Annotated in this window: 25 protein-coding genes and 1 tRNA gene; 1 reads left to right on the forward strand and 25 read right to left on the reverse strand. The window is 60.7% G+C overall.

The window, feature by feature from the left end; all coding sequences use genetic code 11:
- Position 1: 1 nt before the first annotated feature.
- The 24 genes from QN413_RS08580 to QN413_RS08695 all read right to left on the reverse strand — a co-directional run bounded on the left by QN413_RS08580 (position 2) and on the right by QN413_RS08695 (position 23,581).
- The gene (locus tag QN413_RS08580; RefSeq protein ID WP_323496197.1) at positions 2–595 is read right to left on the reverse strand and encodes an NUDIX hydrolase; all 594 of its coding nucleotides are present in this window, start codon (positions 593–595) and stop codon (positions 2–4) included.
- Positions 595–915 (reverse strand): DUF2818 family protein, encoded by a 321-nt coding sequence (locus QN413_RS08585; protein WP_187051355.1) that lies wholly within the window; start codon positions 913–915, stop codon positions 595–597. Before QN413_RS08585 ends, QN413_RS08580 begins: the two co-directional genes overlap by 1 nt.
- Before the next feature lie 9 nt (positions 916–924).
- Positions 925–2,415, reverse strand: a complete 1,491-nt coding sequence (gene nuoN, locus QN413_RS08590) for an NADH-quinone oxidoreductase subunit NuoN (protein WP_323496198.1) — start codon at positions 2,413–2,415, stop codon at positions 925–927.
- Between the two features lie 13 nt (positions 2,416–2,428).
- Complete coding sequence (locus QN413_RS08595) at positions 2,429–3,907, reverse strand: NADH-quinone oxidoreductase subunit M (protein ID WP_323496199.1); 1,479 nt, start codon at positions 3,905–3,907, stop codon at positions 2,429–2,431.
- 27 nt (positions 3,908–3,934) lie between these two features.
- Positions 3,935–6,022 carry an NADH-quinone oxidoreductase subunit L gene (gene nuoL / locus QN413_RS08600; RefSeq protein WP_323496200.1) on the reverse strand — a complete coding sequence of 696 codons (2,088 nt, stop codon included), beginning with the start codon at positions 6,020–6,022 and terminating at the stop codon, positions 3,935–3,937.
- A gap of 11 nt (positions 6,023–6,033) precedes the next feature.
- On the reverse strand, positions 6,034–6,342 hold the full coding sequence (gene nuoK, locus QN413_RS08605) for an NADH-quinone oxidoreductase subunit NuoK (protein WP_187051351.1): 309 nt from the start codon (positions 6,340–6,342) through the stop codon (positions 6,034–6,036).
- Entirely contained in the window at positions 6,339–7,013 is a 675-nt protein-coding gene (locus QN413_RS08610) for an NADH-quinone oxidoreductase subunit J (protein ID WP_323496201.1), read from the reverse strand. The genes nuoK and QN413_RS08610 overlap by 4 nt, the downstream gene beginning before the upstream one ends.
- A gap of 36 nt (positions 7,014–7,049) precedes the next feature.
- Positions 7,050–7,592: an NADH-quinone oxidoreductase subunit NuoI gene (nuoI, locus tag QN413_RS08615; protein ID WP_187051349.1), complete on the reverse strand. Its 543-nt coding sequence runs from the start codon at positions 7,590–7,592 to the stop codon at positions 7,050–7,052.
- A gap of 11 nt (positions 7,593–7,603) precedes the next feature.
- Positions 7,604–8,680: an NADH-quinone oxidoreductase subunit NuoH gene (gene nuoH, locus QN413_RS08620; RefSeq protein ID WP_323496202.1), complete on the reverse strand. Its 1,077-nt coding sequence runs from the start codon at positions 8,678–8,680 to the stop codon at positions 7,604–7,606.
- Positions 8,677–10,842: an NADH-quinone oxidoreductase subunit NuoG gene (gene nuoG, locus QN413_RS08625; RefSeq protein WP_323496203.1), complete on the reverse strand. Its 2,166-nt coding sequence runs from the start codon at positions 10,840–10,842 to the stop codon at positions 8,677–8,679. The genes nuoH and nuoG overlap by 4 nt, the downstream gene beginning before the upstream one ends.
- Positions 10,843–10,858: 16 nt before the next feature.
- Positions 10,859–12,199, reverse strand: coding sequence for an NADH-quinone oxidoreductase subunit NuoF (gene nuoF / locus QN413_RS08630; protein WP_323496204.1), 1,341 nt, complete (start codon positions 12,197–12,199; stop codon positions 10,859–10,861).
- Positions 12,199–12,729 (reverse strand): NAD(P)H-dependent oxidoreductase subunit E, encoded by a 531-nt coding sequence (nuoE, locus tag QN413_RS08635; RefSeq protein ID WP_323496205.1) that lies wholly within the window; start codon positions 12,727–12,729, stop codon positions 12,199–12,201. The genes nuoF and nuoE overlap by 1 nt, the downstream gene beginning before the upstream one ends.
- An 8-nt stretch (positions 12,730–12,737) precedes the next feature.
- A complete protein-coding gene (locus QN413_RS08640; RefSeq protein WP_323496207.1) occupies positions 12,738–13,991 on the reverse strand; it encodes an NADH-quinone oxidoreductase subunit D in 1,254 nt (417 codons plus the stop codon).
- Positions 13,991–14,599 carry an NADH-quinone oxidoreductase subunit C gene (locus QN413_RS08645; RefSeq protein ID WP_323496208.1) on the reverse strand — a complete coding sequence of 203 codons (609 nt, stop codon included), beginning with the start codon at positions 14,597–14,599 and terminating at the stop codon, positions 13,991–13,993. The genes QN413_RS08640 and QN413_RS08645 overlap by 1 nt, the downstream gene beginning before the upstream one ends.
- A gap of 13 nt (positions 14,600–14,612) precedes the next feature.
- Positions 14,613–15,092 carry a NuoB/complex I 20 kDa subunit family protein gene (locus QN413_RS08650; RefSeq protein ID WP_012748606.1) on the reverse strand — a complete coding sequence of 160 codons (480 nt, stop codon included), beginning with the start codon at positions 15,090–15,092 and terminating at the stop codon, positions 14,613–14,615.
- A 15-nt stretch (positions 15,093–15,107) separates the two neighbouring features.
- On the reverse strand, positions 15,108–15,467 hold the full coding sequence (locus QN413_RS08655; RefSeq protein WP_187051342.1) for an NADH-quinone oxidoreductase subunit A: 360 nt from the start codon (positions 15,465–15,467) through the stop codon (positions 15,108–15,110).
- Between the two features lie 68 nt (positions 15,468–15,535).
- Positions 15,536–15,620 (reverse strand) — tRNA-Leu (locus tag QN413_RS08660).
- A gap of 118 nt (positions 15,621–15,738) precedes the next feature.
- Entirely contained in the window at positions 15,739–16,137 is a 399-nt protein-coding gene (gene secG, locus QN413_RS08665) for a preprotein translocase subunit SecG (RefSeq protein WP_187051341.1), read from the reverse strand.
- A 29-nt stretch (positions 16,138–16,166) separates the two neighbouring features.
- A complete protein-coding gene (gene tpiA, locus QN413_RS08670; protein WP_323496209.1) occupies positions 16,167–16,919 on the reverse strand; it encodes a triose-phosphate isomerase in 753 nt (250 codons plus the stop codon).
- Between the two features lie 5 nt (positions 16,920–16,924).
- Positions 16,925–17,923 (reverse strand): NAD(P)H-quinone oxidoreductase, encoded by a 999-nt coding sequence (locus tag QN413_RS08675; RefSeq protein WP_323496210.1) that lies wholly within the window; start codon positions 17,921–17,923, stop codon positions 16,925–16,927.
- 97 nt (positions 17,924–18,020) lie between these two features.
- Positions 18,021–20,321 (reverse strand): polyribonucleotide nucleotidyltransferase, encoded by a 2,301-nt coding sequence (gene pnp / locus QN413_RS08680; RefSeq protein WP_323496211.1) that lies wholly within the window; start codon positions 20,319–20,321, stop codon positions 18,021–18,023.
- Between the two features lie 207 nt (positions 20,322–20,528).
- Complete coding sequence (gene rpsO, locus QN413_RS08685) at positions 20,529–20,795, reverse strand: 30S ribosomal protein S15 (RefSeq protein ID WP_187051337.1); 267 nt, start codon at positions 20,793–20,795, stop codon at positions 20,529–20,531.
- Positions 20,796–21,065: 270 nt separating this feature from the next.
- On the reverse strand, positions 21,066–22,286 hold the full coding sequence (locus QN413_RS08690) for a pyridoxal phosphate-dependent aminotransferase (RefSeq protein ID WP_323496289.1): 1,221 nt from the start codon (positions 22,284–22,286) through the stop codon (positions 21,066–21,068).
- On the reverse strand, positions 22,283–23,581 hold the full coding sequence (locus tag QN413_RS08695) for a branched-chain amino acid ABC transporter substrate-binding protein (RefSeq protein ID WP_323496212.1): 1,299 nt from the start codon (positions 23,579–23,581) through the stop codon (positions 22,283–22,285). The genes QN413_RS08690 and QN413_RS08695 overlap by 4 nt, the downstream gene beginning before the upstream one ends.
- Positions 23,582–24,029: 448 nt before the next feature.
- On the opposite strand from QN413_RS08695, the gene QN413_RS08700 reads away from it, so the two are divergent.
- Entirely contained in the window at positions 24,030–24,791 is a 762-nt protein-coding gene (locus tag QN413_RS08700; protein WP_323496213.1) for an alpha/beta hydrolase, read from the forward strand.
- Here QN413_RS08700 and tsaD read toward each other — a convergent pair.
- Positions 24,754–25,788 carry a tRNA (adenosine(37)-N6)-threonylcarbamoyltransferase complex transferase subunit TsaD gene (tsaD, locus tag QN413_RS08705; protein WP_323496214.1) on the reverse strand — a complete coding sequence of 345 codons (1,035 nt, stop codon included), beginning with the start codon at positions 25,786–25,788 and terminating at the stop codon, positions 24,754–24,756. The genes QN413_RS08700 and tsaD overlap by 38 nt on opposite strands.
- Positions 25,789–25,860 lie beyond the last annotated feature (72 nt).

Raw genomic sequence — 25,860 nt, forward strand, 5'->3', positions numbered from 1 at the left:
ATTATCGGTTGGCGGCTGCGTGGGTGGCCATCTGCCAATCGAGCGTCCAGGCACCGGAGAGGACATTTTGCAGCCACAGCGCACAAGTCAACGTCTTGGCATCGGTCAGGGTACCGTCGCGGCACCATGAGAGCAGCTCAGCGGGAGTGGCGGTGAAAACATCGAGAAACTCGCCATGGTCCAGCTGACGCTCCCCCAAAGACAAGCCCCGCGCAAAGTAGATGTGAATGATTTCGGTCGAATAGGCCACGGCAAGGTGCATCGCACCCGCATGGGCCCACTCGATGGCCGTGTAACCGGTTTCTTCCAGCAGTTCTCGCTGTCCGCATACCAGCGGCGCTTCACCGGCATCGAGCTTGCCGGCAGGAAACTCGATCATCACCTGCCCGATCGGGTAGCGATATTGCCGCTCGAGCACGATGCGGCCGTCGTCGAGCATCGGAATCACCACCACGGCGCCGGGATGAACGACGTACTCACGCGTGGCACTTGCACCGTCAGGCAACCGCACGGTGTCGCGCCTTGCGTGCAGGAAGTTGCCGTCGAGCAGCACTTCACTGCCGATGGCTTCTTCTCTAAGGTGCGCGTCGGTCATCAGCCAGCCCGGTGTTTGCGGTGTTTTAGCAAATAGCGCCAGGTGAATCCCGGGAAAGCCAGCACGATAAAGAGCGCGCCGGTCACCGCGTAGAACTCCCAGCCTTGCGGCGAGATCTGGCCGAGTCGGCGCTCGAAGAGCAAACCGACACCGCCCACCAAGAAATACAGCAGCACCAGTTCACCGAATCGTGCGGCGAGCGGTTTGCTGGCGCGCTTCCAGAGCGGCACCAGTGCCAGCAGGCGCTCGTTGGCGAACGGCAGGTTGGCCGCAATCAGCGCCACGATGAGCACCAGCCAGACCGAAGCGCTCTGCGACACCCGGCGCGCTCAGCTCGTCAGCGTGGCGATGATCGCCTTGGCACACAGCGTCATCAAGCCGCCCGGCACGATGCCGAGGATCAGGATCAACGCGCCGTTGAGCGTCAGCACGAAGCGCACGTCGATGCTGGCGGAGACTGTGCTGGCAGTGACCGGCTTGTCGAAGTACATCACCTTGACAATGCGCAGGTAATAGAAAGCGCCGACGAGCGACATGATCACCGCGAAGACCGCGAGGCCGATGTAGATGGCCTGCCCCGAGGCGATGAGGGCCTGCAATACCGCCAGCTTGGCGTAAAAGCCGACCAGCGGCGGCAACCCGGCCAGCGAGAACATCGCGACCGCCATGACGCCGGCATACAGCGGGCTACGTTGGTTGAGGCCCGCCAGATCGACGATCTCTTCGCTCTCGAAACCTTCGCGCGCGAGCAGCAGGATGATGCCGAAGCTCGCCAGAGTCGTAAGCACGTAGGTCACGATGTAGAACATCGACGCGCTGTAGGCAAACTGTGCGTTGTACGTGTTGCCGTTGACCACGCCTGCGACCAGGCCCAGCAGCATGAAGCCCATCTGCGAGATGGTCGAGTACGCCAGCATCCGCTTCAGGTTGGTCTGCGCGATGGCGGCCAGATTACCGACCAGCAGCGACGCGATGGCCAACAAGGCGAGCATCTGTTGCCAATCGATCGCAAGTGGCAACAAGCCTTCGACCAGCAAGCGAATGATGATGGCGAAAGCCGCCAGTTCAGGCGCGGCACCGATCAGCAAAGTGACGGCGGTCGGCGCACCCTGGTACACGTCGGGTACCCACATATGGAACGGTGCGGCACCGACCTTGAAGCCGAGACCGGCCACGATGAAGACCAGACCGAACACCAGCACCTGGTGATTGACCTTGTGCGTCGATATCGCCTTGAAGACTTCGTTGACATCGAGTGAGCCGGTCGCGCCGTACATCATCGACAAGCCATAGAGCAAGAAGCCGCTCGCCATCGCGCCGAGCACGAAGTACTTCATGGCGGCTTCGCTGGCAACCGCGTTGTCGCGTCGCAGCGCGACCAGCGCATAGCTCGCCAAGGTGAGCAGCTCCAGCCCGAGGTAGATCAACAGAAAATTACTGCCGGACATCATGACGAAGATGCCGAGCAACGCGAACATGCTGATCGTGAACATCTCGCCACCGCGGAGCATGTCGCGATCCGCCGCATAAGGCCGGCCATAGATCAGCGTCACCATCAAGGCGATCGTCGCGAAGCACTTGAGCCAGTTGCCCATCGGGTCACTCACGACCATGCCGCCGAAGCCGTAGATCGTCTTGCCGTCAGCCGCGTTCAGGCCAGTCAGCACTGCGACCACCGCCAGCGTGGCAAGCGTCAGTACATAGGTGCGCGTGCGGCGTGCGCCGGGCTCGCCCGACAGGTCGACGAGCGCAATGATGCAGGCCATGACCAGGAGGACGACCTCTGGGTAAATCGTGATCCAGCTGAGTTTGTCAATCATCTCGTTCTCTTCTTCAGCGGGGAATCTTGGACACGGCGACGTGCTTAAGCAAACCGTCGACCGACGCGTTCATCGCGTCGGTGAACGGCTTGGGATACAGGCCCATCCACAGCACGGCGATGGCGAGCAGCGACAGCATCACGAACTCGCGTGCATTGATGTCCTTCAGCTCCTTGACGTGATGGTTGCCGACCGGGCCGAGGTAGACGCGCTTGTACATCCAGAGTGTGTAGGCAGCACCGAAGATCAACGCCGTAGCGGCACCGAAGCCGATCCAGAAGTTGTATTTGACTGCGCCCAAAATGACCATCCATTCGCCGACGAAACCGGCCGTGCCCGGCAGACCGCAATTGGCCATGGCGAACAACAGCGCGAAGGCGGCAAATTTGGGCATGGTGTTGACGACGCCACCGTAGTCGGCGATCTGGCGCGAATGCACCCGGTCGTACAACACGCCGATGCCGAGGAACATGGCGCCTGAAACAAAGCCGTGCGCGATCATCTGAACGATCCCGCCCGACACGCCGAGTTCGCTGAAGATGAAGAAGCCCAGCGTGACGAAGCCCATGTGCGCCACCGACGAATACGCCACCAGCTTCTTCATGTCCTGCTGCACAAGGGCGACCAGGCCGACATAGATCACTGCGATCAGAGACAGCGTGATCATCAACCACGCCCACTCGTGCGAGGCGTCGGGAGCGATCGGCATCGAGAAACGCAGGAAGCCATAGGCGCCGAGCTTCAGCATGATGGCCGCCAGCACGGCAGAGCCGCCGGTGGGCGCCTCGACGTGCACGTCGGGCAACCACGTGTGGACCGGCCACATCGGCACCTTGACAGCGAATGCAGCGAAGAAGGCGAAGAACAGGAAGGTCTGCACGCTGCCCGTCAGAGGCAACTGGTGCCACGTCAGGATGTCGAAACTGCCGCCGGACTTGTTGTACAGAAAAATCAGCGCGACAAGCATCAGCAGCGAGCCGAGCAGCGTGTACAGAAAGAACTTGAAGGCCGCGTAGATCTTGTTCGGCCCGCCCCAGATTCCGATGATGAGGTACATCGGAATCAGCGTGGCTTCGAAGAAGACGTAGAAAAGCAGCCCGTCTAGCGCGGAGAACACGCCGATCATGAAGCCCGACAAGATCAGGAACGCACCCATGTACTGGTTCACCCGCTCGGTGATCACCTCCCAAGCCGAGATCACCACGACGACGGTGATGAACGACGTCAGCAGCACCAGCCACATCGAGATGCCATCGATGCCCAGGTGGTAATTGACGTGGAAGCGATCGATCCAGCCCTCTTTTTCGACGAACTGCATCGCGGCGCTGCCGTTCTGGAAGCGCGTGAAAAGCGGAATCGTGACGATGAAGCTCAGGATGGAGCCAATCAAAGCGATCCAGCGCACAGCCGTCGCATGCTCGTCACGACCAAAAGCCAGCAACACGGCGCCGAATGCAATTGGCACCCAAATGGCAAGGCTCAACAAACCCATTTTTATTTTTCTCCAGCGCTCGGCAATTTAGCGGTTGAACCAGACGAAGTACGTCATCAAAACGAAGATGCCCAACAGCATCGCGAAAGCGTAGTGGTAGATGTAGCCGGACTGCAGCCAGCGCACCGCACCGGAAATGCGACCGACCAGCTTCCATGAGCCATTGACGAGGGCGCCATCGATGATGGCTTGGTCGCCGCCCTTCCACAGACCGGTGCCGAGTGCCCGCGCACCGCGCGCGACGATGTTTTCGTTGATCCAGTCGAGGTAATACTTGTTCTCGAGCAGACGGTAGACCGGACCGCACGTGCGCTTGATCGCCGCCGGCAAGGCCGGATTGATCATGTACATGTACCAGGACAACACGACGCCCGCCAGCGCGAGCCAGAACGGCAGCGCGGTGAAACCGTGCAGGGCCATGCCGACGGCTGAACCGGCGTGCTCGAAGCCTTGCGCCAATTCCTCCATCGCCGGATGCTTTTCCGCATTGATCAGGATCGCGTCCTTGAAGAAGCCGCCGTACAACATTGGCTTGATCGTGAGGAAGCCGATCACCACGGATGGGATGGCCAGCAACACGAGCGGCAGCCAAACCACCCAGGGCGACTCGTGCGGCTTGGCGTGCGGATCGTGGCCGTGGGCGTCGTGCGACACGTTGGGCTCGTCGTGGCTTGCGTGTTCGTCGTGCGCGTCATGCGTCGCATGGGCATCATGGTGCGCGTCCGGATTCTGGTCGTAGCGCTCCTTGCCGTGGAACACCAGAAAGTAGAGCCGGAACGAATAGAACGCGGTGATGAATACACCGGCCAGCACGGCAAAGTAGGCAAAGCCGGAACCCCACAAATGGCTCTCGTGCACCACTTCAATGATGCTGTCCTTGGAGTAGAAGCCGGCGAAGAACGGCGTGCCAATCAGCGCCAGCGAGCCGAGCAGGAAGGTGATCCAGGTGATCGGCATGTACTTGCGCACGCCGCCCATCCAGCGGATGTCCTGGTTGTGGTGCATGCCGATGATGACCGAGCCGGCGCCGAGAAACAGCAGTGCCTTGAAGAAGGCGTGCGTCATCAGGTGAAACACCGCGACCGAATAGGCCGAGGCGCCGAGCGCGACCGTCATGTAGCCGAGCTGCGACAGCGTCGAGTACGCGATGACGCGCTTGATGTCGTTCTGGATGATTCCGAGGAACCCCATGAACAGCGCGGTGATAGCGCCGATCACCATGATGAAACTCAACGCGGTGTCGCTCAACTCGAACAGCGGCGACATGCGCGCCACCATGAAAATGCCGGCCGTCACCATGGTTGCCGCGTGGATCAGTGCCGAGATCGGGGTCGGGCCTTCCATCGAATCGGGCAGCCAGACGTGCAGCGGAAACTGCGCACTCTTGCCCATCGCGCCGATGAACAGGCAGATGCAGATCACGGTGATCAGCATCCAGTCGGTACCGGGAAAGGTGAGCGTGGCCAAGCTATCGGCCTTGAGGAAGGCTTCACCGTAGTTCAGCGTGCCTGCATAAGCCGCGACCAGGCCGATGCCGAGGATGAAGCCGAAGTCGCCGACCCGGTTCACCAGAAACGCCTTCATGTTCGCGAAGATGGCTGTCGGCTTGTTGAACCAGAAGCCGATCAACAGATACGACACCAGACCCACCGCCTCCCAGCCGAAAAACAACTGCAGCATGTTGTTGCTCATGACAAGCATCAGCATCGAGAAGGTGAAGAGCGAGATGTACGAGAAGAAGCGGTTGTAGCCTTCGTCTTCTTCCATGTAGCCGATGGTGTAGATGTGCACCATGAGCGAGACGAAGGTGACGACGCACATCATCATCGCGGTCAGGCCGTCGACCAGAAAGCCGACTTCCATCTTCAGGCCGCCGACCACCATCCATTCGTACAACGTCGCGTTGAAACGAGCGCCGTCGACGACGACGCTTTTGAGCGTCTGGGCCGAAATAACGAAAGCCACCAGGACGCCGAGGATGGTCAGCCAATGCGTGACTTTGCGGCCGATGTGATTGCCGCCGAACTTCGTGCCGAAAAGACCGGCGATGACGGAGCCGACCAGCGGCGCCAGGGGAACCGCCAGCAGGGTGGATGCAGAAAGCGTTGCGCTCATGGTTGAAACTCTTAGCCCTTGAGCGAGTTGAGCTCGTCGACGTTGATGCTCGACTTGTTGCGAAACAGCAGCACCAGTAGCGCCAGGCCGATAGCCGACTCTGCCGCCGCCACCGTCAGAATGAAGAACACGAAAATCTGACCATGCATGTCGCCGAGGTAGTACGAGAACGCGACGAAGTTAGTGTTGACCGCAAGAAGCATCAGCTCGATGCACATCAAGAGAACGATCAGGTTCTTACGGTTCAGAAAGATACCGATGACAGACAACGCGAAGAGCATCGCACCCAGCGATAGAAAGTGTCCGAGCGAAAGTGTCATGCCTTTGTGCCCCCTGTCGCAGATGTCGTGGGTGCTGCGGTTGCGGCAGATGTGACCGGCACGACCGGTTGTGCCGGCCGCGTGACGCCCATTTGCACGACGCGCACGCGGTCGCGCGCCTTGACGCGGACCTGATCCGACGGGTTCATGTGCTTGCTGTCCTTGCGTGTGCGCAACGTCAGCGCAATAGCGGCAATGATGGCGACCAGCAAGATGACGGCCGCAATTTCAAGCGGATAGAGATACTCTTTGTACAGCAGCTTGCCGAGTTCGAGCGTGTTCGAACTGTCGGCAGCCGAAGACATGGCATGCGGCGACTCGTTGAGGCGGAAACCGCCCATCAACACGCCGGCCATCTCGAGCGCGATGATCGCGCCGACCGCCGCCGCCAACGGAAAGTGCTTCCAAAAGCCCTCACGCAAGCTGTCGACATTGATGTCGAGCATCATCACGACGAACAGAAACAAAACCATCACCGCGCCGACGTAAACCAACACCAGCGCGATGGCCAGAAACTCGGCGCGCAGCAACAGCCAGATAGCAGACGCCTGGAAAAATGCAAGCACCAAATACAGCGCCGCATACACGGGATTGCGCGATGTGATGACGCGGAAGGATGCAAACAGCAGCACCGCGGCAAATAGATAAAACAGACCGGTCTTGACGTCCATGGAGCGAGTTCGTTGCGAGTTTCGGGCCAGTCCGCGTTAGCGGTATTTGGCGTCGGCAGCCTTGTTGGCCGCGATCTCTTTTTCGTAGCGATCGCCCACGGCCAGCAACATGTCTTTGGTGAAGTACAGGTCGCCGCGTTTCTCACCGTGGTATTCGAAGATGTGCGTTTCGACAATCGAATCGACCGGGCAACTCTCTTCGCAGAAGCCGCAAAAGATGCACTTGGTCAGGTCGATGTCATAGCGCGTGGTGCGGCGCGAGCCGTCGTCACGCACATCGGTTTCGATTGTGATCGCCAGCGCGGGGCAGACGGCCTCGCACAGCTTGCAGCCGATGCATCGCTCTTCCCCGTTCTCATAGCGGCGAAGTGCATGCAGCCCACGAAAGCGCGGCGACTGCGGCGTCTTTTCTTCTGGGAACTGGACCGTGATCTTGCGGGCGAAAGCATATTTCCCGGTGATCGCCAGGCCCTTGAACAACTCGAACAGCATGAAACTGCCGAGAAAGTCTTTCAAGGAGAAAGGCGCGGACGGGATCGTAGAAGAGCGCGCAATCGCGCTGGCGGTGGGCGCAGTCATGGCAGTTCTGTTTATTTCCAAATGTTGAAAGGGGTCTGCATCCAGGCGCCGACCACGACCAGCCACACGAGCGTGATCGGAATGAAGATCTTCCAACCGAGCCGCATGATCTGGTCATAGCGAAAGCGCGGGAAGGTCGAGCGAACCCACAGGAACATCGTGACCACGCAGAAGGTCTTGATGCCCAGCCAGATCCAGCCCGGAATGAAGCTGAGGAACTCGAACGGCGGCAACCAGCCGCCCAGGAACAGGATGACGGTCAGGATCGAAACCAGCCACATGTTGGCGTATTCGGCCAGAAAGAACATGGCGAAGCTCATGCCCGAGTACTCGATCATGTGGCCCGCGACGATCTCGGACTCACCTTCGACCACGTCGAACGGGTGACGGTTGGTCTCTGCCAGGCCGGAGATGAAGTAGACGACGAAGATTGGCAGCAAGGACAACCAGTTCCACGACAGCAAACCGACGCCCATCGATGCGAAGGTACCCCTGCCCTGCCCCATCACGATGTCGGTCATGTTGAGACTGGCCGACACCATCAGCACGACGACGAAGCAGAAGCCCATCGCGATTTCGTAGCTGACCATTTGCGCCGATGCGCGAAGTGCACCAAGGAACGCGTACTTCGAATTTGAAGCCCAACCAGCAATGATCACGCCATAGACCTCCAGCGAGGTGATGGCCATGACGAACAGCAGCCCGGCATTGATGTTGGCCAACGCGACTTCAGGCCCAAACGGAATCACGGCCCAAGCCGCCAGCGCCGGCATGATCGTCATGATCGGGCCGAGCAGGAACAGGCCCTTGTTGGCGACCGTCGGAATGATGATTTCCTTGGTCATCAATTTGAGCGCGTCCGCGATGGGCTGCAGCAAGCCGAACGGGCCGGTGCGGTTTGGACCAATACGGATTTGCGTGAAGCCGATCGCCTTGCGTTCCCACAGCGTGAGGTAGGCCACGGCGCCCATCAACGGCAGCACCACCACGACGATCTTGATGAGCGTCCAGACGATTGGCCAGACCACGGCGGTCCACCAGCCAGCCCCGATCAGGCCATGGCCGAAGCCAAAAATCGCGTCGATCATGATGCCAGCGCCTCTGCGGCCGGGACTGCTTGGTGCCGGTCGTAGGTGCTGCGAGCATCAGCGGTGAGTTGCAGCGACGGCGCGCGCCGGACGATGGAGTCGAGCTGATAGATGCTGGCCACCACGGGTGCCGCAGCAGCTTCGTTCGACGCTGCTGCAACGGCTTGCGTAGCATTGCTCAGCTTGTCGGCCGACACCTGCGTGCCCTCGCCAATACTGCGAAGCACGTCTGCCGTCGACTCGAATGCGAAGCCTTGAAGACCGAGCAAATTGGCAAGCACGCGCAACACTTTCCACGCCGGACGCGCTTCGCCGAGCGGCTTGACCACCGCATGGAAACTTTGCAGCCGTCCTTCGGCGTTGACGAACGTACCCGGTGTTTCTGTGAACGGCGCGATGGGCAACAGCACATCGCTGAATTCCAGATTGGCCTTGAACGGGCTCAACGTCACGACCATCTGAGCATTGAACAGAGCATCGGATGCCGCAGCGCCGATGGCGGAATCGAACACCGGTTCGTTGTTGAGAATCAACGCCGCCTTGAGGCCGCCCGCCATCATTTGCGCGGCGTTCAGGCCATTGCTCTTCGGCATCGCGCCGACGAGTTGGGCGCCGACGGTATTGGCCGCTTCGGTGAGGTAACCGACGCTCGCGCCGGTTTGTGCGCCAATCCACTGGGCCAGCGCAAGCAGCGCTCCCGCGTCGGCGTGGTGTGCGGCGGCGTTGCCTAGCAGGATGGCTTTGCGCTCGCCGCTGAGCAGCGACTTTGCAATGGCTTGCGCCACATCGCTCGGTGCGTCTTTGCTTTCGACTGGCGAGGTAGTGCCAGCGCTTTGCCCGATGGCGGAAGCGATGCCTGCCAATGCGGCGAACCATTGTTCGGCGCCAACGCGCACAACGCTGCCCGCCTTCATAGCCCACGCGTCGTCATCGGCCATCAACGTGGACGACGTGATGACGCTGAGCGCCCCGCCCTTGCGCACCGATTGACGAATGCGCTGTGCAAACAGCGGGTGCTCTTTACGCAGGTTCGAACCGATGACCAGCACGCGCTGTAGTTGCGACAACGATGCGATCGATGTGCCGAGCCAACGAATACCTTCGAACGCGCCGAACTCTGCATTGCGCAGGCGGTAGTCGATGTTGTCGCTGCCGAGTTGGCGTGTCAGCAGGGTCGCTAGCTGCAGTTCTTCGAGCGTGCTGTGCGGGCTGACCAGCGTACCGATGCTTTGCGGGCCGTGATCGGTCTTGATCTGCTTCAACCCGTTGGCGACGTATTCGAGCGCGGTTTGCCAGTCGACTTGCTGCCATTGGCCACCCTGCTTCAGCATGGGCTGCGTCAGGCGCTCAGGGCCGTTGAGCGCTTCATACGAGAAACGGTCGCGGTCGGCGATCCAGCATTCGTTGACATCTTCGTTCTCCAGCGGAACGACGCGCATCACCTTGTTGTTCTTGACCTGAACGATCAGGTTGGCACCGGTCGAGTCGTGCGGACTCACCGACTTGCGGCGCGACAGTTCCCACGTGCGGGCACTGTACCGAAACGGCTTGCTGGTCAGTGCGCCGACCGGACAGATGTCGATCATGTTGCCGGACAGTTCGGAGTCGACAGAGTCACCGACGAAGGTTTCGATCTCGGCGTGCTCGCCACGGTGCGACATGCCGAGCTCCATCACGCCTGCCACCTCCTGGCCGAAGCGGACACAGCGCGTGCAATGGATGCAGCGGCTCATCTCTTCCATGCTGATCAGCGGGCCGACGTCCTTGTGAAAGACCACGCGCTTTTCTTCTTCGTAGCGCGAGCTCGATCCACCGTAGCCGACCGCCAGGTCCTGCAACTGGCATTCGCCGCCCTGGTCGCAGATCGGGCAGTCGAGCGGATGGTTGATGAGCAAAAACTCCATCACGGACTGCTGCGCCTTGATGGCCTTGTCGCTTTTGGTGCGAACGATCATGCCTTGCGTCACAGGCGTGGCGCAGGCCGGCATCGGCTTGGGCGCCTTCTCGACGTCGACCAGGCACATGCGGCAGTTGGCCGCGATGCTGAGCTTCTTGTGATAGCAGAAGTGCGGGATGTACGTCCCCGCCTTGTCGGCCGCATGCATGATCATGCTGCCCTCGATGATGTCGACCTTCTTGCCGTCGAGTTCGATTTCAACCATTTTTGTTTACCGGGCCTCAGGCTTTGGCAGCCGCTTTGGGCGCGTAGCCCGGAATCAGTGCCTCGAACTCGTGGCGGAAGTGCTTGATCATGGCGCGCACCGGCATTGCGGCGGCGTCGCCCAATGCGCAAATCGTGCGACCCTGGATGTTGTCGGCGACGGAGTTGAGCAGGTCCATGTCGGTCTGCTTGCCGAGTCCGTTGTGGATGCGGTCGACCACCCGCCAGAGCCAGCCCGTGCCTTCGCGACACGGCGTGCATTGACCGCACGACTCGTGCATGTAGAAGTACGACAAGCGGCGTAGCGACTCGACCATCGAACGGCTGTCGTCCATGACGATGACCGCGCCCGAGCCGAGCATCGAGCCGGCCTTGGCAATGGAGTCGTAGTCCATCGTGCAATCCATCATGATTGCCGCCGGCAGCACCGGTGATGACGAACCACCGGGGATCACCGCCTTGAGCGTGCGGCCCTTGCGAACGCCGCCTGCCAGTTCCAGAAGCTTGCTGAACGGCGTGCCCATTGGCACTTCATAGTTGCCGGGCAACTCGACATCGCCGCTGACCGAATAGATCTTGGTACCGCCGTTGTTCGGCTTGCCGCATTCGAGGTAAGCCGGCCCGCCGTTGCGGATGATCCACGGCACGGCTGCAAACGTCTCGGTGTTGTTGATCGTCGTCGGCTTGCCGTAGAGACCAAAGCTAGCCGGGAACGGCGGCTTGAAGCGCGGCTGACCCTTCTTGCCTTCGAGCGATTCGAGCAAGGCGGTTTCTTCACCGCAGATGTACGCGCCAAAACCATGCGCTGCGTGCAACTGGAAGTTGTACGTGCTGCCCATGATGCCGTCGCCAAGGTAGCCGGCAGCGCGTGCCTCTTCCAGCGCTTCTTCGAAGCGGTCGTAGCTCGTGAAGATCTCGCCGTGGATGTAGTTGTAGCCGACACTGATACCCATCGCGAATGCGGCGATCGCCATGCCTTCGATCACGATGTGCGGATTGAACTGGAGGATGTCGCGGTCTTTGCAGGTTCCGGGCTCGCCCTCGTCCGAGTTGCAGACAAGATACTTCTGGCCCGGAAACTGGCGCGGCATGAAGCTCCACTTGAGCCCCGTCGGAAAGCCGGCGCCGCCGCGGCCACGCAAGCCCGATGCCTTGACTTCGGCGATCACCTGGTCAGAGGTCATGCCCTCGCCCAGGATTTTGCGCAATGCTGCGTAGCCGCCGCGCGCTTCGTAGTCGGATAGGCGCCAATTGGTGCCATCGAGCCCGGCGTAGATCTGTGCGCCGATATGTCGGTCATGGAAACAGGTCTGAACGCCCGTTGCCTGAAACTGTGAAAGCACTTGATCGGGCGACATCAGGAAGCCTCTCCGGTGGTTGCACCGCGCAAACCGTCAATGAGTTGATCGAGCTTTTCGTTGCTCATGAAGCTGCACATCGTGCGGTCGTTGACCAGCATGACCGGCGAGTCTGCGCAGGCGCCCAGACACTCGCTTTGCTGCAGCGTGAAGAAACCGTCGGCCGTGGTGCCGCCCATCACGATACCCAGCTTCTTTTCGAGATGCGCCAGCGCCTTGGCGCCATCGCGCAGCAGGCACGGCAGGTTGGTGCACACGTTGAGCTTGTACTTGCCCACCGGATGCTGGTTGTACATGTTGTAGAAGGTCGTCACCTCATGCACCGCAATCGGCGCCATGCTGAGGTACTCAGCTACATCACGCTCGCGCCGCAGGCTCACGAAGCCTTCTTCCTGCTGGATAAACGCCAGGCAGGCCATCACTGCAGAGTCTTTGCCTGCAGGCGGGTACTTGGCAACTTCTCGCGCGAACTTGTCTAGCATCTCTTGCGACAGAGGCGCCGACGCATGCTTCAGGGTGTCTGAATTCATAGGTTGAATCACCTGTCAATTTCGCCGAACACGATGTCCATCGTGCCGATCACGGCGACGGCATCGGCAATCATGTGACCACGCGCCATCTCGTCGAGCGCAGCCAAATGCGGAAAACCTGGCGGCCGGATCTTGAGGCGGTATGGCTTGTTGGCACCGTCGCTCACCAAGTAGATGCCGAACTCGCCCTTGGGGTGCTCGACAGCGGCATAAGCCTCGCCTTCGGGCACATGAAACCCTTCGGTGAAAAGCTTGAAGTGGTGGATCAACTCCTCCATGTTCGCCTTCATCGATTCGCGCGCCGGTGCTGCCACCTTATGGTTAGCGGTTATCACCGGGCCATCGTTCGTGCGCAACCAGGCAGAGCACTGCTGGATGATCCGATTGGCTTGGCGCATCTCTTCGATGCGAACCAGGTAGCGGTCATAGCAGTCGCCAGTCTTGCCGATGGCAATGTCGAAATCCATCTGGTCGTAGACGTCGTAAGGCTGCTTCTTGCGCAGATCCCATTCGATGCCGGAACCACGCAACATCGGACCCGTAAAGCCGAGGTTCAACGCGCGCTCCGGCGTCACGACGCCGATACCTACCGTGCGTTGTTTCCAGATGCGGTTGTCGGTGAGAAGTGTTTCGTACTCGTCGACCATCTTCGGAAAGCGCTTGCTGAAATCGTCGATGAAGTCAAGCAACGATCCCTGGCGATTTTCGTTCAGCCGATCAATCGCCTTGGCGTTCTTGATCTTGCTGACCTTGTATTGCGGCATCGCATCCGGCAAGTCGCGATACACGCCGCCAGGACGGAAATAAGCGGCATGCATGCGGGCGCCTGACACCGCTTCATACATGTCGAACAGGTCTTCACGCTCGCGGAAGCAGTAGATAAGCACGTTCATGGCACCGCAGTCCAGACCATGCGCACCCAGCCACAGCAGGTGGTTCAGCAACCGCGTAATCTCAGCGAACATGACACGGATGTACTGCGCCCGGATGGGCACATCGAGGTCAAGAAGCTTCTCGATGGCAAGGCAATACGCGTGCTCGTTGCTCATCATCGACACGTAGTCGAGGCGGTCCATGTAGGGCAGCGACTGAATGAACGTGCGCGACTCGGCGAGTTTTTCAGTCGCGCGGTGCAGCAGACCGATGTGCGGATCGGCGCGCTGTATGACTTCGCCGTCGAGCTCGAGCACGAGGCGCAGCACACCGTGCGCCGCCGGATGCTGCGGGCCGAAATTCAGCGTGTAATTCTTGATTTCGGCCATCAGTGCAGTCCGCCGTAGTTGTCTTCGCGAATCACGCGTGGAGTGACCTCTCGCGGCTCGATCGAGACGGGCTGATAGACGACTCGCTTCTGCTCGGCGTCATAGCGCATTTCGACGTGGCCCGACACCGGGAAGTCTTTGCGGAACGGATGGCCGATGAATCCGTAGTCGGTCAGGATGCGGCGCAAGTCGTCATGCCCTTCGAACACGATGCCGTACAGGTCGAAGGCCTCGCGCTCAAACCAGGTCGCGGCACTCCATACAGGCTGCAAAGAATCGACCACCGGCAAATCTTCGTTGGGCGCGAACACCTTGAGTCGCACACGCTGATTCAGGCTGACCGAAAGCAGATGCGTCACGACGCAAAACCGTTCGCCCTGCCATTCCCCGTCGCGGTACTCGGAGTAGTCGAGCCCGCACAAATCGATGAGCTGCTCGAAGCGGCAGGCAGGCGCATCGCGCAGCATGACTGCCGCTTCAATGTAATCGGTGGCGTCGACCACCACAGTCACTTCACCCAAAGCCAGCTTGATGCTCTTGGCCTTGACGCCCAGCGTCTCGGTGATGTTCGCCAGAAGCGCGTCGGGCGAAATTGCAAAGTCCGTCATCGTGTGCAATTCCTCAAGCGCGGGCAATGGTGTTGGTGCGGCGAATTTTTTGCTGCAACTGGATCACTCCGTACAGCAGTGCCTCGGCGGTGGGCGGGCAGCCCGGCACATACACGTCGACAGGGACGATGCGGTCGCAACCACGCACGACGGAATAGCTGTAATGGTAGTAACCGCCGCCATTGGCACACGATCCCATCGAGAGCACCCAACGCGGCTCGGGCATCTGGTCGTAGACTTTGCGCAAGGCAGGCGCCATCTTGTTGCAGAGCGTGCCCGCAACGATCATCAGATCGGACTGACGCGGACTCGGCCGAAACAACATGCCGAAGCGGTCGATGTCGTATCGGGCCGCGCCTGCATGCATCATTTCAACTGCGCAGCAGGCCAGACCGAATGTCATCGGCCACAGTGATCCGGTCTTCGCCCAATTCACCACTGAGTCGTATGTGGTGGTGACGAAGCCTTCTTTCATGACGCCTTCAATGGCCATTGCGCAAATTCCTTTTCATTCCCAATCCAGGGCGCCTTTTTTCCACTCGTAGGCGAAGCCCACGACGAGGATGGCGAGAAAGATCATCATTGCCCAGAAGCCAACGGCCCCGATCTCCTTGAGGGCAATAGCCCATGGAAACAGGAAGGCAATTTCCAGATCGAACAAGATAAAGAGAATAGCGACCAGGTAATAGCGCACATCGAATTTCATGCGTGCATCCTCGAAGGCTTCGAAACCGCACTCGTAGGGCGCGTTTTTTGCGGCGTCAGGGCGGTTGGGACCGAGGACGTAACCGATAGCTTGGGGGAGGATGCCGACGCCGACGCCGACCAGGATGAACAGCAGGACTGGAAGGTAGGAATCGAGATTCATCGGATGTTTTTATCACCGCTTGCCACCGACACACCGCAACGTGGTCGTTGCTGCGTGTCGGTGAGATTTGGTGCGGTCGGCGAGACTCGAACTCGCACAGCTTTCGCCACTACCCCCTCAAGATAGCGTGTCTACCAATTTCACCACGACCGCGGTTTTTTCTGTCCGGATGGCATGAGGAACCCGTGAAGGTTTGGCTTTCCAGACAGCTTAAGAGTTTACCCTCAAATGCAGCGTTTTCTGTTGGCACGTCGCACCGAAAGCAACATCATTACTTCGACGGAATCTGCGCAGCTCCCGATGCCGGTGCGGCCGGTGCCGATGCTGGTGCAGGCGCACTGCTCGACGGGATCTGCGACGCTGCGCCCGCCGCCGGTGCAGCAGGTGCGCCGATCGCAGCGCGCTCCAGCAAACTATCACCGCCAGTGGGACGCGCGTGGCTGAAATAGGCCAACAGCAAGGTGCACACGAAGAAGACCGCAGCAAGCACAGCCGTGGTGCGCGAAAGAAAGTTCGCACTCCCGCTGGCGCCGAAGAGGCTACCGGCACTGCCGCTGCCAAACGCCGCGCCCATGTCGGCGCCCTTGCCATGCTGAATCAGGATCAGGCCGATCATCACGAGCGCCGACAGCATCTGCACGCCGACCAAAAGATTGAGGACTATGTTCATTCGTTTTTACTCCAGGGGTTGCAGCGCGCTCAGGCGGCTGCGGCAATGATTTGCAAAAAGTCAGAGGCCTTGAGCGATGCGCCGCCAATGAGGCCGCCGTCGATGTCAGCTTGCGCGAGCAGTTCTGCAGCGTTCGCTGCGTTCATGCTGCCGCCGTAAAGGATGCGGATGCCGGCAGCGTGTTCACTGGCCGCGTGGTGCAACTGCGCACGCAACACCGCATGTACCGCCTGCGCTTGTTGGGGCGTCGCCGTCTTGCCTGTACCGATAGCCCATACGGGCTCGTACGCTACGACGATTTCGCTGATGCAATGCCCGTTCACATGGATCACTGCGGCCAGCTGCCGCTTGACGACTTCCTCGGTTTGGCCTGCTTCGCGCTGCGTCAATGTTTCGCCGACGCAGATGATCGGCGTGATGCCGTTGGCCAACGCTGCCGCGGCCTTTGCGGCAACGACTTCGTCAGTTTCACCGTGGTATTGCCGACGCTCCGAGTGGCCGACGATCGCATAGCGAACGCCGAACTCTTTCAGCATCGCGGCCGATTGCTCACCGGTGAAAGCGCCCTGAGGATGCGCAGAGATGTCTTGCGCGCCCAAAGCGAGCTTGGAGTAGGCGATCAACGACTGCACTTGCGCGAAGTATGGCGCCGGAGCGCAAAGCGCCACATCGCATTCAATATTGCCAAGGCCTTGCAGAAGCGCGCGCACCAACGTCTCGTTGACATCGAGGCCACCGTTCATCTTCCAATTACCGGCAATCAACTTGGCGTGTTTCGTCATCGCATTTACCACGTCAACACGATCTTGCCGATGTGCTGGTTCGATTCCATCAACGTATGAGCCTGCGCAGCGCCACTCGGTTCGCCAACAGCTGCAAAAGTGCTGTGAATGACAGGCTTGATCGCGCCAGATTCGAGCAACGGCCAGACCTTTTCGCGCAGCGACTTGGCGATGGCACCCTTGAAGGCGATCGGCCTCGGTCGCAATGTCGAACCGGTCACGGTGAGCCGACGGCGCAGCACGAGCCCTGCATTGAACTCGCTGTTCACGCCACCCTGTACCGCGATCATCACGAGACGGCCGTCTTCGGCCATGCACTCGATCTCGCGCGCGACGTAGCTGCCGGCGACCATGTCGAGCACGACATCGACGCCCTTACCGCCCGTGATCGTCTTCACCTCCGCCACGAAATCGGTGGTCTTGTAGTTGATGGCGTGATCCGCGCCCAGCTTCCGGCAGGCAGCACACTTTTCATCGCTGCCAGCCGTGACGATTACGGTTGCACCAAACGCCTTGGCAATTTGAATCGCCGTGACGCCAATGCCGCTCGAACCGCCCTGGATCAACAACGTTTCGCCCTTTTGCAGCCGCCCGCGGTCGAACACATTGCTCCACACGGTGAAGAAGGTTTCAGGCAAAGACGCAGCGTCTACTTCGCTCCAGCCCTTGGGCACCGGAAGGCATTGCGCTATCGGCGCCACACAATATTCAGCGTAGCCACCGCCCGCTACGAGTGCGCAAACGGCATCGCCGATAGCAAAGCCTGCCTCGGCCATCGCTTCGGGATCGCCTGAGAGGATGCGCCCCGCCAATTCGAGGCCCGGCAGATCGGACGCACCGGGCGGCACTGGATAGTGGCCCGTACGTTGCAACACGTCGGGCCGGTTGACGCCGCTCGCGACCACGCGAATCAGCAGTTCGCCCGCGCCGGCCACCGGCTCCGGACGTTCCACCACGCGCAGCACCTCGGGAGCACCGTACGAACTGATTTCAATGGCTTTCATGATCTTTCCAGGCTGCAGCGCCTGCCTCGTGGACAGGCGCGGGCTCCCGTGAGAAGGCAGCGGTAGTGGCTCCAAAGCCAACACAGCTGCGCCCTTCTCACTCTTGCGATTCGCGAGGTGCTTGCTCGGCGACAGGCGCCGGCTGGTCATTGCGCGAGTCGCTACGCGGCTCATTGCGCTGCTCGTTGTTGAAACGCGGCTGACGCTCACCACGGTCACCACCGCGGTCACCACGGTCTGAGCGCTCGCGGCGCTCGCCACCACGGTCTTCACGCGGCGCGCGTTCCTGGAACTCCATGCCAGCCGGACGCTCCGTCAGTGCCTTCATCGACAGCTTGACGCGACCCTTTTCGTCGGTCTCCAACACCCTGACCTTGACGATCTGGCCTTCGGTCAAGTAGTCCTGCACCCGCTCGACGCGTTCGTGCGCGATCTGGCTGATATGCAGCAAGCCATCCTTGCCCGGGAGCAGGTTGATGAGCGCGCCGAAGTCCAGAATTTTGGTGACTGGGCCTTCGTAGATCTTGCCGATTTCGACTTCGGCGGTGATCTGTTCGATGCGCTTCTTCGCTTCTTCGGCCTTGGCCGGATCGGTCGAAGCGATCGTGATGGTGCCGTCTTCGTCGATGCTGATCTGCGTGCCGGTTTCTTCCTGCAGGCCGCGGATGACAGCGCCGCCCTTGCCGATCACATCGCGGATTTTTTCCGGGTTGATCTTGAGGGTCATGAGACGCGGTGCAAAGCTAGAAATTTCGGTCTTGGCTTCGCCCATCGCTTCCTGCATCTTGCCCAGGATGTGCATGCGCGCTTCCTTGGCTTGCGCCAGCGCAACCTGCATGATTTCCTTGGTGATGCCCTGGATCTTGATGTCCATCTGCAACGCGGTAATGCCGTTGGTCGTGCCGGCCACCTTGAAGTCCATGTCGCCCAGATGATCTTCATCGCCCAGGATGTCGGTCAGCACCGCGAAGCGGTTGTCTTCCTTGATCAGGCCCATGGCGATGCCGGCGACGTGCGCCTTCATCGGCACGCCGGCATCCATCATCGACAGGCAGCCGCCGCAGACCGAGGCCATCGACGACGAACCGTTCGATTCCGTAATTTCCGAGACCACGCGAATGGTGTACGGAAATTCTTCCTTGGTCGGCAGCATCGCGGCGAGCGCACGCTTGGCCAAACGGCCGTGACCGATTTCGCGGCGCTTGGTCGAACCCATGCGGCCGGTTTCGCCGGTGGCAAAGGGAGGCATGTTGTAGTGGAACAGGAAGCGGTCTTCGTACTCGCCGGCCAGCGCGTCGATGCGCTGTGCATCGCGTTCGGTGCCCAGCGTCGTGATGACCAGCGCCTGCGTCTCACCACGGGTGAACAAGGCCGAGCCGTGCGTGCGCGGCAGCACTGAGTTACGAATTTCGATCGGGCGCACGGTGCGCGTGTCGCGACCGTCGATGCGGGGTTCACCCGACAGGATTTGGCTGCGAACGATCTTCGATTCGATAGAAAACAACAAGTCGTTGACCTTGCCGGCATCGAACGGTTCGCCGCTCGCCTTCAGCGATGCCATGACACTGGCGTTCGCTTCGCGCAGCGCTTGCGTACGCGCTTGCTTGCTGCGGATCTGATAGACCGCGCGTAGTTTTTCTTCGGCCAGACCCTTGACCTTCGAGACGAAGGCTTCGTCCTCGGCGGGTGCCGTCCAGTCCCACATCGGCTTACCGGCGTCACGCACCAGTTCGTGAATCGCATTGATTGCGATGTTGGCCTGCTCGTGCCCGAACACCACGCCACCGAGCATGATTTCCTCGGACAGTTGCTTGGCTTCCGACTCGACCATCAGCACAGCGGCTTCGGTGCCGGCGACGACCAGATCCATCAGCGAATCCTTGCGTGCTGTCTGACCCGGGTTCAGCACGTACTGGCCGTTGATGTAGCCGACACGTGCGGCGCCGATCGGTCCGCTGAAAGGAATACCGGAAATCGACAGCGCGGCGCTGACGCCGATCATGGCAGCGATATCGGCATCGACTTCGGGGTTGAGCGACAGCGTGTGGATCACCACGTGCACTTCGTTCAAGAAGCCTTCAGGGAACAGCGGACGGATCGGACGATCTATCAGGCGGCTGGTCAGCGTTTCGTGTTCGCTGGGCTTGGCTTCGCGTTTGAAGAAGCTGCCGGGGATCTTGCCCGCGGCATAGGTCTTCTCGATGTAGTCGACGGTCAGCGGGAAGAAGTCCTGGCCGGGCTTGGCCGACTTGGAAGCGACCACGGTGGCCAGGATGACGGTGCCTTCGATATCGACGATGACGGCGCCACCGGCCTGGCGGGCGATCTCACCGGTTTCCAGAATGACGTTCTTGCCGCCCCATTGGAACGACTTGGTGACTTTGTTGAAGAGGCTCATGTTTTGCTCCTGTTTTTGCTGACGAACCCACACGGGCCCGCCGGGAGGGAGCGCTTCTCAGAACACGATGCCATTCCAGTGAAGCTCGGATCGAACTTCAGTGGAATGACACAGCTTCGCTCTGTTTCGGCACTCCTGAATCGATTCGCGAAGTAAAAAACGCCTGAGCTAGCGGGCTAACTCAGGCGTTTTTGCATGCGACTCGGCTTATTTGCGCAGACCCAGCTTAGCGATCAGCGCGGTGTAACGTGCGGCATCCTTCGACTTCAAATAGTCAAGGAGCTTGCGGCGACGGCTCACCATGCGCAGAAGACCACGGCGACCATGATGGTCTTTGGCGTGCGTCTTGAAGTGGGGTGTGAGCTCGTTGATACGGGCGGTCAGGAGTGCGACTTGCACTTCTGGACTTCCGGTGTCGTTGGCGGCGCGGGCGTTGTCTTTGACGACTTCGGCCTTGATGGAGGCTGCGATCATTTGATATTTCCTTGTTCCGATTCCGACAAGCCCAAAGGCATGCCCGGAGTGTTTGACTTGCGGTGTGCGCTGGAACTGCACGCACCGTGCGCCTTGCGGCATGCAAAGCCGTGTGATTATAGCTCGCCCCCAGGGCGCGCTCACTCCGTGTATTGCTTCCACCCCCTGACCGGGGGCAACACCGGCGGCCTGGCGGAGCCAGTTCCGCGGTGTTTCACCAACGGGCGCCAGGCCTGCGGCCGGCGCCAGACGGCTGCTTCGATGCCTGCTCTACTTTTGGGCGGCCAGCCAGGTTTTTAGTCGGTCTACCCCTTGAACCAGGCGGGCGGGATCTTTGGACGCAAAGCACCAGCGGAGCCAGCCTTGGGCTTCGGGGGCAAAGGCGCTGCCGGGCGCCAGGCCCAGGCCGGCTTCTACGACGAGGCGCTTGGCGACTTGCAGGGAGTCGCCAAAGCCTTCGAGTTGGAAGAACGCGTACATGCCGCCCTTGGCCGCGGCGACGTTGACGCCGGGCACCGCCGCCAGCAACGGCACCAGCGTGTCGCGGCACAGCTTCAGGTGCGCCACCACCCGTGGCGTGATGTCGTTGCCGTGCTCGATGGCTGCGACGCCGGCGCGCTGGGTGAAGACACTGGCGCACGAAGTGTTGAATTCGATCAGCTTGCCCATGCCGTCCACCATTTCGGGCGGCATCACCAGCCAGCCAAGGCGCCAACCGGTCATGAGAAAGCTCTTGGAAAAACTGTGCGCCACCACGAGTCGGTCGTCGGGCACCGAGATGTCGAGAAAACTAGGGGCGCAGCCATTCGGCGTCGGTTCGTAGTAGAGGCGCTCGTACACCTCGTCGGCAAGGATCCATGTGCCTGTCTCGCGGCAACGATCGAGAACGGCCTGCTGCTCGGAACGGCTCATGGTCCAGCCGGTCGGGTTGTTGGGCGCATTGACAATCAGCAGCTTGGTCTTTGATGTGATGGCTGTGCGAAGCTTGTCGAGATCGAGCGTCCACTCGCCTTGCACCGGCACCAGCGGCACGCAGACAACGTTGGCGCCGAGGATGGCAGGCTGCGCCGTCAGATTCGGCCAGACCGGCGTCACTGCGACCACCTCATCGCCTGCATCGACGAGTGCCTGCACCGCCAGCATCAGCGCGTTGACGCCGCCGGACGTGATCGCGATGCGCGACACATCCACCGCGGGGTGCATCGCGCTGGTGTAGCGAGCAACCGCCGCGCGCAATTCGGGCAACCCGAGGTTGTGCGCATAAAACGTTTCACCGCCGTTGATTGAGTCGATCGCCGCCTGACGGATCACCTCCGGCGTGACTTCGTCGCTCTCGCCGAACCAGAAGGCCAGCACGTCGTCGCGGCCGAGTCCGGCGTTGGCGACTTCGCGGATCTTGGAGGCTTCGAGGTTCTGGATTGCTTTGCGCATGTGTTGATTCCTGCCCTGTGGAGATTCGTTGACTGCCGGTGATCGATCGCTTGATTTCAGCGTTCAGGCCGCTGCATTTTGCAGGTGGTCGGCAACTCGGCGCGCGCAGCGTCGATGTTCTTCACGACGCGAAAACCGTAGCCCGAGCCTTCGACATCGAACGGGACGCCCGGCGCGCCCAGACGGTCCATCATGCCGACGACCAGCGACTGCTGGAACTGATGGTCGCTCGCGCGCATGCGACCGCTGCGACCCGCAAGGCTGACGTTGGCCTGCTCCAGTTTCTGCGCGACCGGCATGGCCTCAACGCTCCCGGCCTGTTCGACGGCCTTGGCCAGCGCTTCGATCATCAGTTGCATCCGCATATGCACATAGTCATCGGTCGGATTCGGAAAGCGCTGCCTGAACGCACGGTAGAACGTTGCCGACTCCGGTGTCGGCACATTCGGCAGCCAGTCCGCAACGGCGAGCACGCGGCCGACGCCCGCATCCCCGATGGCGGCCGGCGCACCGAGTGCGTTGCCATAGAACGTGTAGAACTTGCCCTCGTAGCCGACCTCGCGCGCCGCCTTCACCAGCAAGGTGAGGTCATTTCCCCAATTGCCTGTAATCACCGCTTGTGCCCCACTCGACTTGATCTTCACCGCATAGGGCGCGAAGTCTTTCACGCGGCCCATCGGGTGCAGTTCATCGCCGACGATCTGCACATCGGGGCGCTGGACACCCAGTTGTCGCCGGCTCTCGCGCAACACGGCCTGGCCAAAGCTGTAGTCCTGCCCGATCAAGTAGACACGCTTGACGTCCTGATCGTCTTTCACCACGTCCATCAGGGCTGCAACGCGCATGTCGGCGTGCGCATCGAAACGAAAGTGCCAGAAGCTGCAGCGCTCGTTGGTCAGCACCGGATCGACCGCCGAATAGTTGAGGAACAGGACGCGTTTCGAAGGATCGCGCTCGTTGTTCTTGTCGATGGCATCGACCAGCGCTGCCGCAGTGGCAGACGAGTTGCCCTGCATCACAATGCGAGCGCCGTTGTCCATGGCCGCGCGCAACGCCGACAGTGCTTCTTCGTTCTGGCCCTTGCTGTCGTAGCGATCGAGTTGGAGCATTCGTGCACCGCCCGGCAGCGGGATGCCACCGCGTGCGTTAACGCGTTCGACAGCCCACAGCAGGTTGCGAGAGACGGCTTCGCCGGTGTTTGCGAACGGGCCGCTGAGGCTCTCGATCAATGCGATACGAATCGGTGCCGGAGACTGCGCGCGAACCAGCGAAACAGCCGACAGCAATGTCGACGCGCACAGCGCCAGCGTGCTGAATTTCAAGGCCTTGCGACGCCAAATAAAGCGGGAGTTCATTGTCTTGAAACGCGTGGCGCGGTGCCTGGATAAAGTGGCAAGCGGCACTCTTGAATTGAAAGGCCGCGCAGTGTACGGGACACACGTTTCTTGCCCCCGCCGTTCACACCACCCGTGGCTTTTCTCCCAGTGCGCCTGTCCAGCTGTGCCCGTCGCCCTGTCAACGTCGAATAAGACAAACTGGAAAATTGCGCCCTGCTTTTACAGCTCGGAAAATCGTTGCCTGTGAACAACGTCACAGAGCTTCAAATCAAGTGATCTCGGGGTCTTAGCCCCTCACTAAACGCGTCAGTGACTTTTTGTTTCCGACCTTTTTTGTTTCCGAACTCACAATTAGTGCGAAGAACATCACGAAAGTTGATGTTTTTACAGACTTTTCTCTTACATCGGCGCGAGCACGTTCAGCGGGCCTTCAGGTTTGCAACGGTTTGCGACTATCGGGATGACGATGGAAACGCACTTGAAATTGGTCAATGGCAATACGCCCTCAGACACCCTCCTGGTGTTCTTGCCGGGAGCTTTTTTGCAACCCGACGCGTTCGAGCGTGAGGGGTTTGTCAGCGCTGTCCAGGAACGCAATCTGGCGGCGGACGTTTTGTTGGTCGACGCCAACGTTTCGTACTACTACGACCAGACGTTCATCGAGCGCCTGCATACCGACGTGCTCGCGCCACAACGCGCTGCCGGATACAAATCGCTCTGGCTGGTCGGAATCTCGATCGGCGGTTTCGGCGCGTTGATTCATGAGCTGGCCCGCCCCGGTGCCGTCGAAGGCATCGTGGCGCTGGCGCCATACCTCGGCCGACGCCCGCTGGGTGCGGAGATTCATAAAGCCGGTGGTCTGCGCGCTTGGAAAGCCCCGACAGGCCCCGCGCCCGACGAGGAAGTCGACCGCCAACTCTGGCCTTGGCTGCAGCAATATGCCAGCGCGAAATCTGCCGAAAAGCTGCCGCCGCTCTACCTCGGCTTCGGCTTGGCGGACCGCTTCGCTTCAAACCACCGGCTGCTGGCCGATGCGCTGCCGCAAGACCGCGTGTTCACGACGGAAGGCGGACACGACTGGCCGCAATGGTCGCAACTCTGGCGCAAGGTGCTGGATGTGTTGCCGCTGCCTTCCAGCGTCGGTGCCGACGTCGGCGCTCGACCTGTACCCCGCGGCGTTCCGGCCCACGCTACGTGGTCAGCGACGCCATTGGCCATCGCGGCTTGACGTCGAAGGCGTAGCGCTCGCTCGCCTCTTCCAGCCCCGACTGCAGCCGCATGGCCGCAGCCATGGCAATCATCGCGCCGTTGTCCGTGCACAGATGCAACTCCGGGTAGTGCACCCGCACACCGCGCTTCGCGCACGCCGCATTCAGCTGCTCGCGCAATGCGTGGTTGGCACCTACGCCACCTGCCACCACCAGCCTGTCGAGTCCGCTTTGGTCCAGTGCAGCCATTGATTTCTTCAGCAGCACTTCGACGATCGCAGCCTGTGTCGACGCCGCGAGATCGGCCTTGCGCGCTTCCAGTTCGCCTCCCAGCTTTTTCGCTTGGGTCATTACGGCGGTCTTCAGCCCCGCGAAAGAGAAATCGAGGTCGCCACTGTGCAGCAGTGGCCGCGGCAGCTTGAACGCCATCGGATCGCCCTGCTCTGCCAGCTTGGCCAACCACGGGCCACCGGGATAGGGCAAACCCATCAGCTTGGCGCTCTTGTCGAACGCCTCGCCCGCCGCATCGTCGATGGTTTCGCCGAGCAGTTGGTAGCGACCCACTCCGTCGACCCGCATCAGTTGCGTGTGACCGCCCGACACGAGCAGTGCAACGAAAGGAAATTCGGGCGGATCGGCGCTCAGGAACGGTGAGAGCAAATGCCCCTCGAGGTGATGGACGCCGAGCACCGGCTTGCCCAGCGCCGCGCCCAACGCACAGGCCACGCCCGCTCCGACCAGCAGCGCGCCCGCCAGCCCCGGCCCCCGGGTGTAGGCGACGACATCGATCTCTGCGAGCGAGCGCCCGGCCTCGGCCATGACGCCCTGCGTCAGCGGCAGCACGCGCCGGATATGGTCACGACTCGCCAGCTCGGGGACCACGCCGCCGTAGGCCTGGTGCATGGCGATCTGGCTGTGCAACGCATGCGCCTGCAACATCGGCAGTGCCGTGCCCTGCGATTCGACCAGCGCCACGCCGGTTTCGTCGCATGATGATTCGATTCCCAATAAAAGCATCCAGCGAGTTTAGGGTGGTCCCCATATCGGGGCACGGATGTTGCTGGATGCCCGTCAGTTCCTATTGCCCCA

The sequence above is a fragment of the Variovorax sp. LG9.2 genome, from assembly GCF_035018885.1.
In the GTDB taxonomy this organism is placed as follows: Bacteria; Pseudomonadota; Gammaproteobacteria; order Burkholderiales; family Burkholderiaceae_C; genus Variovorax.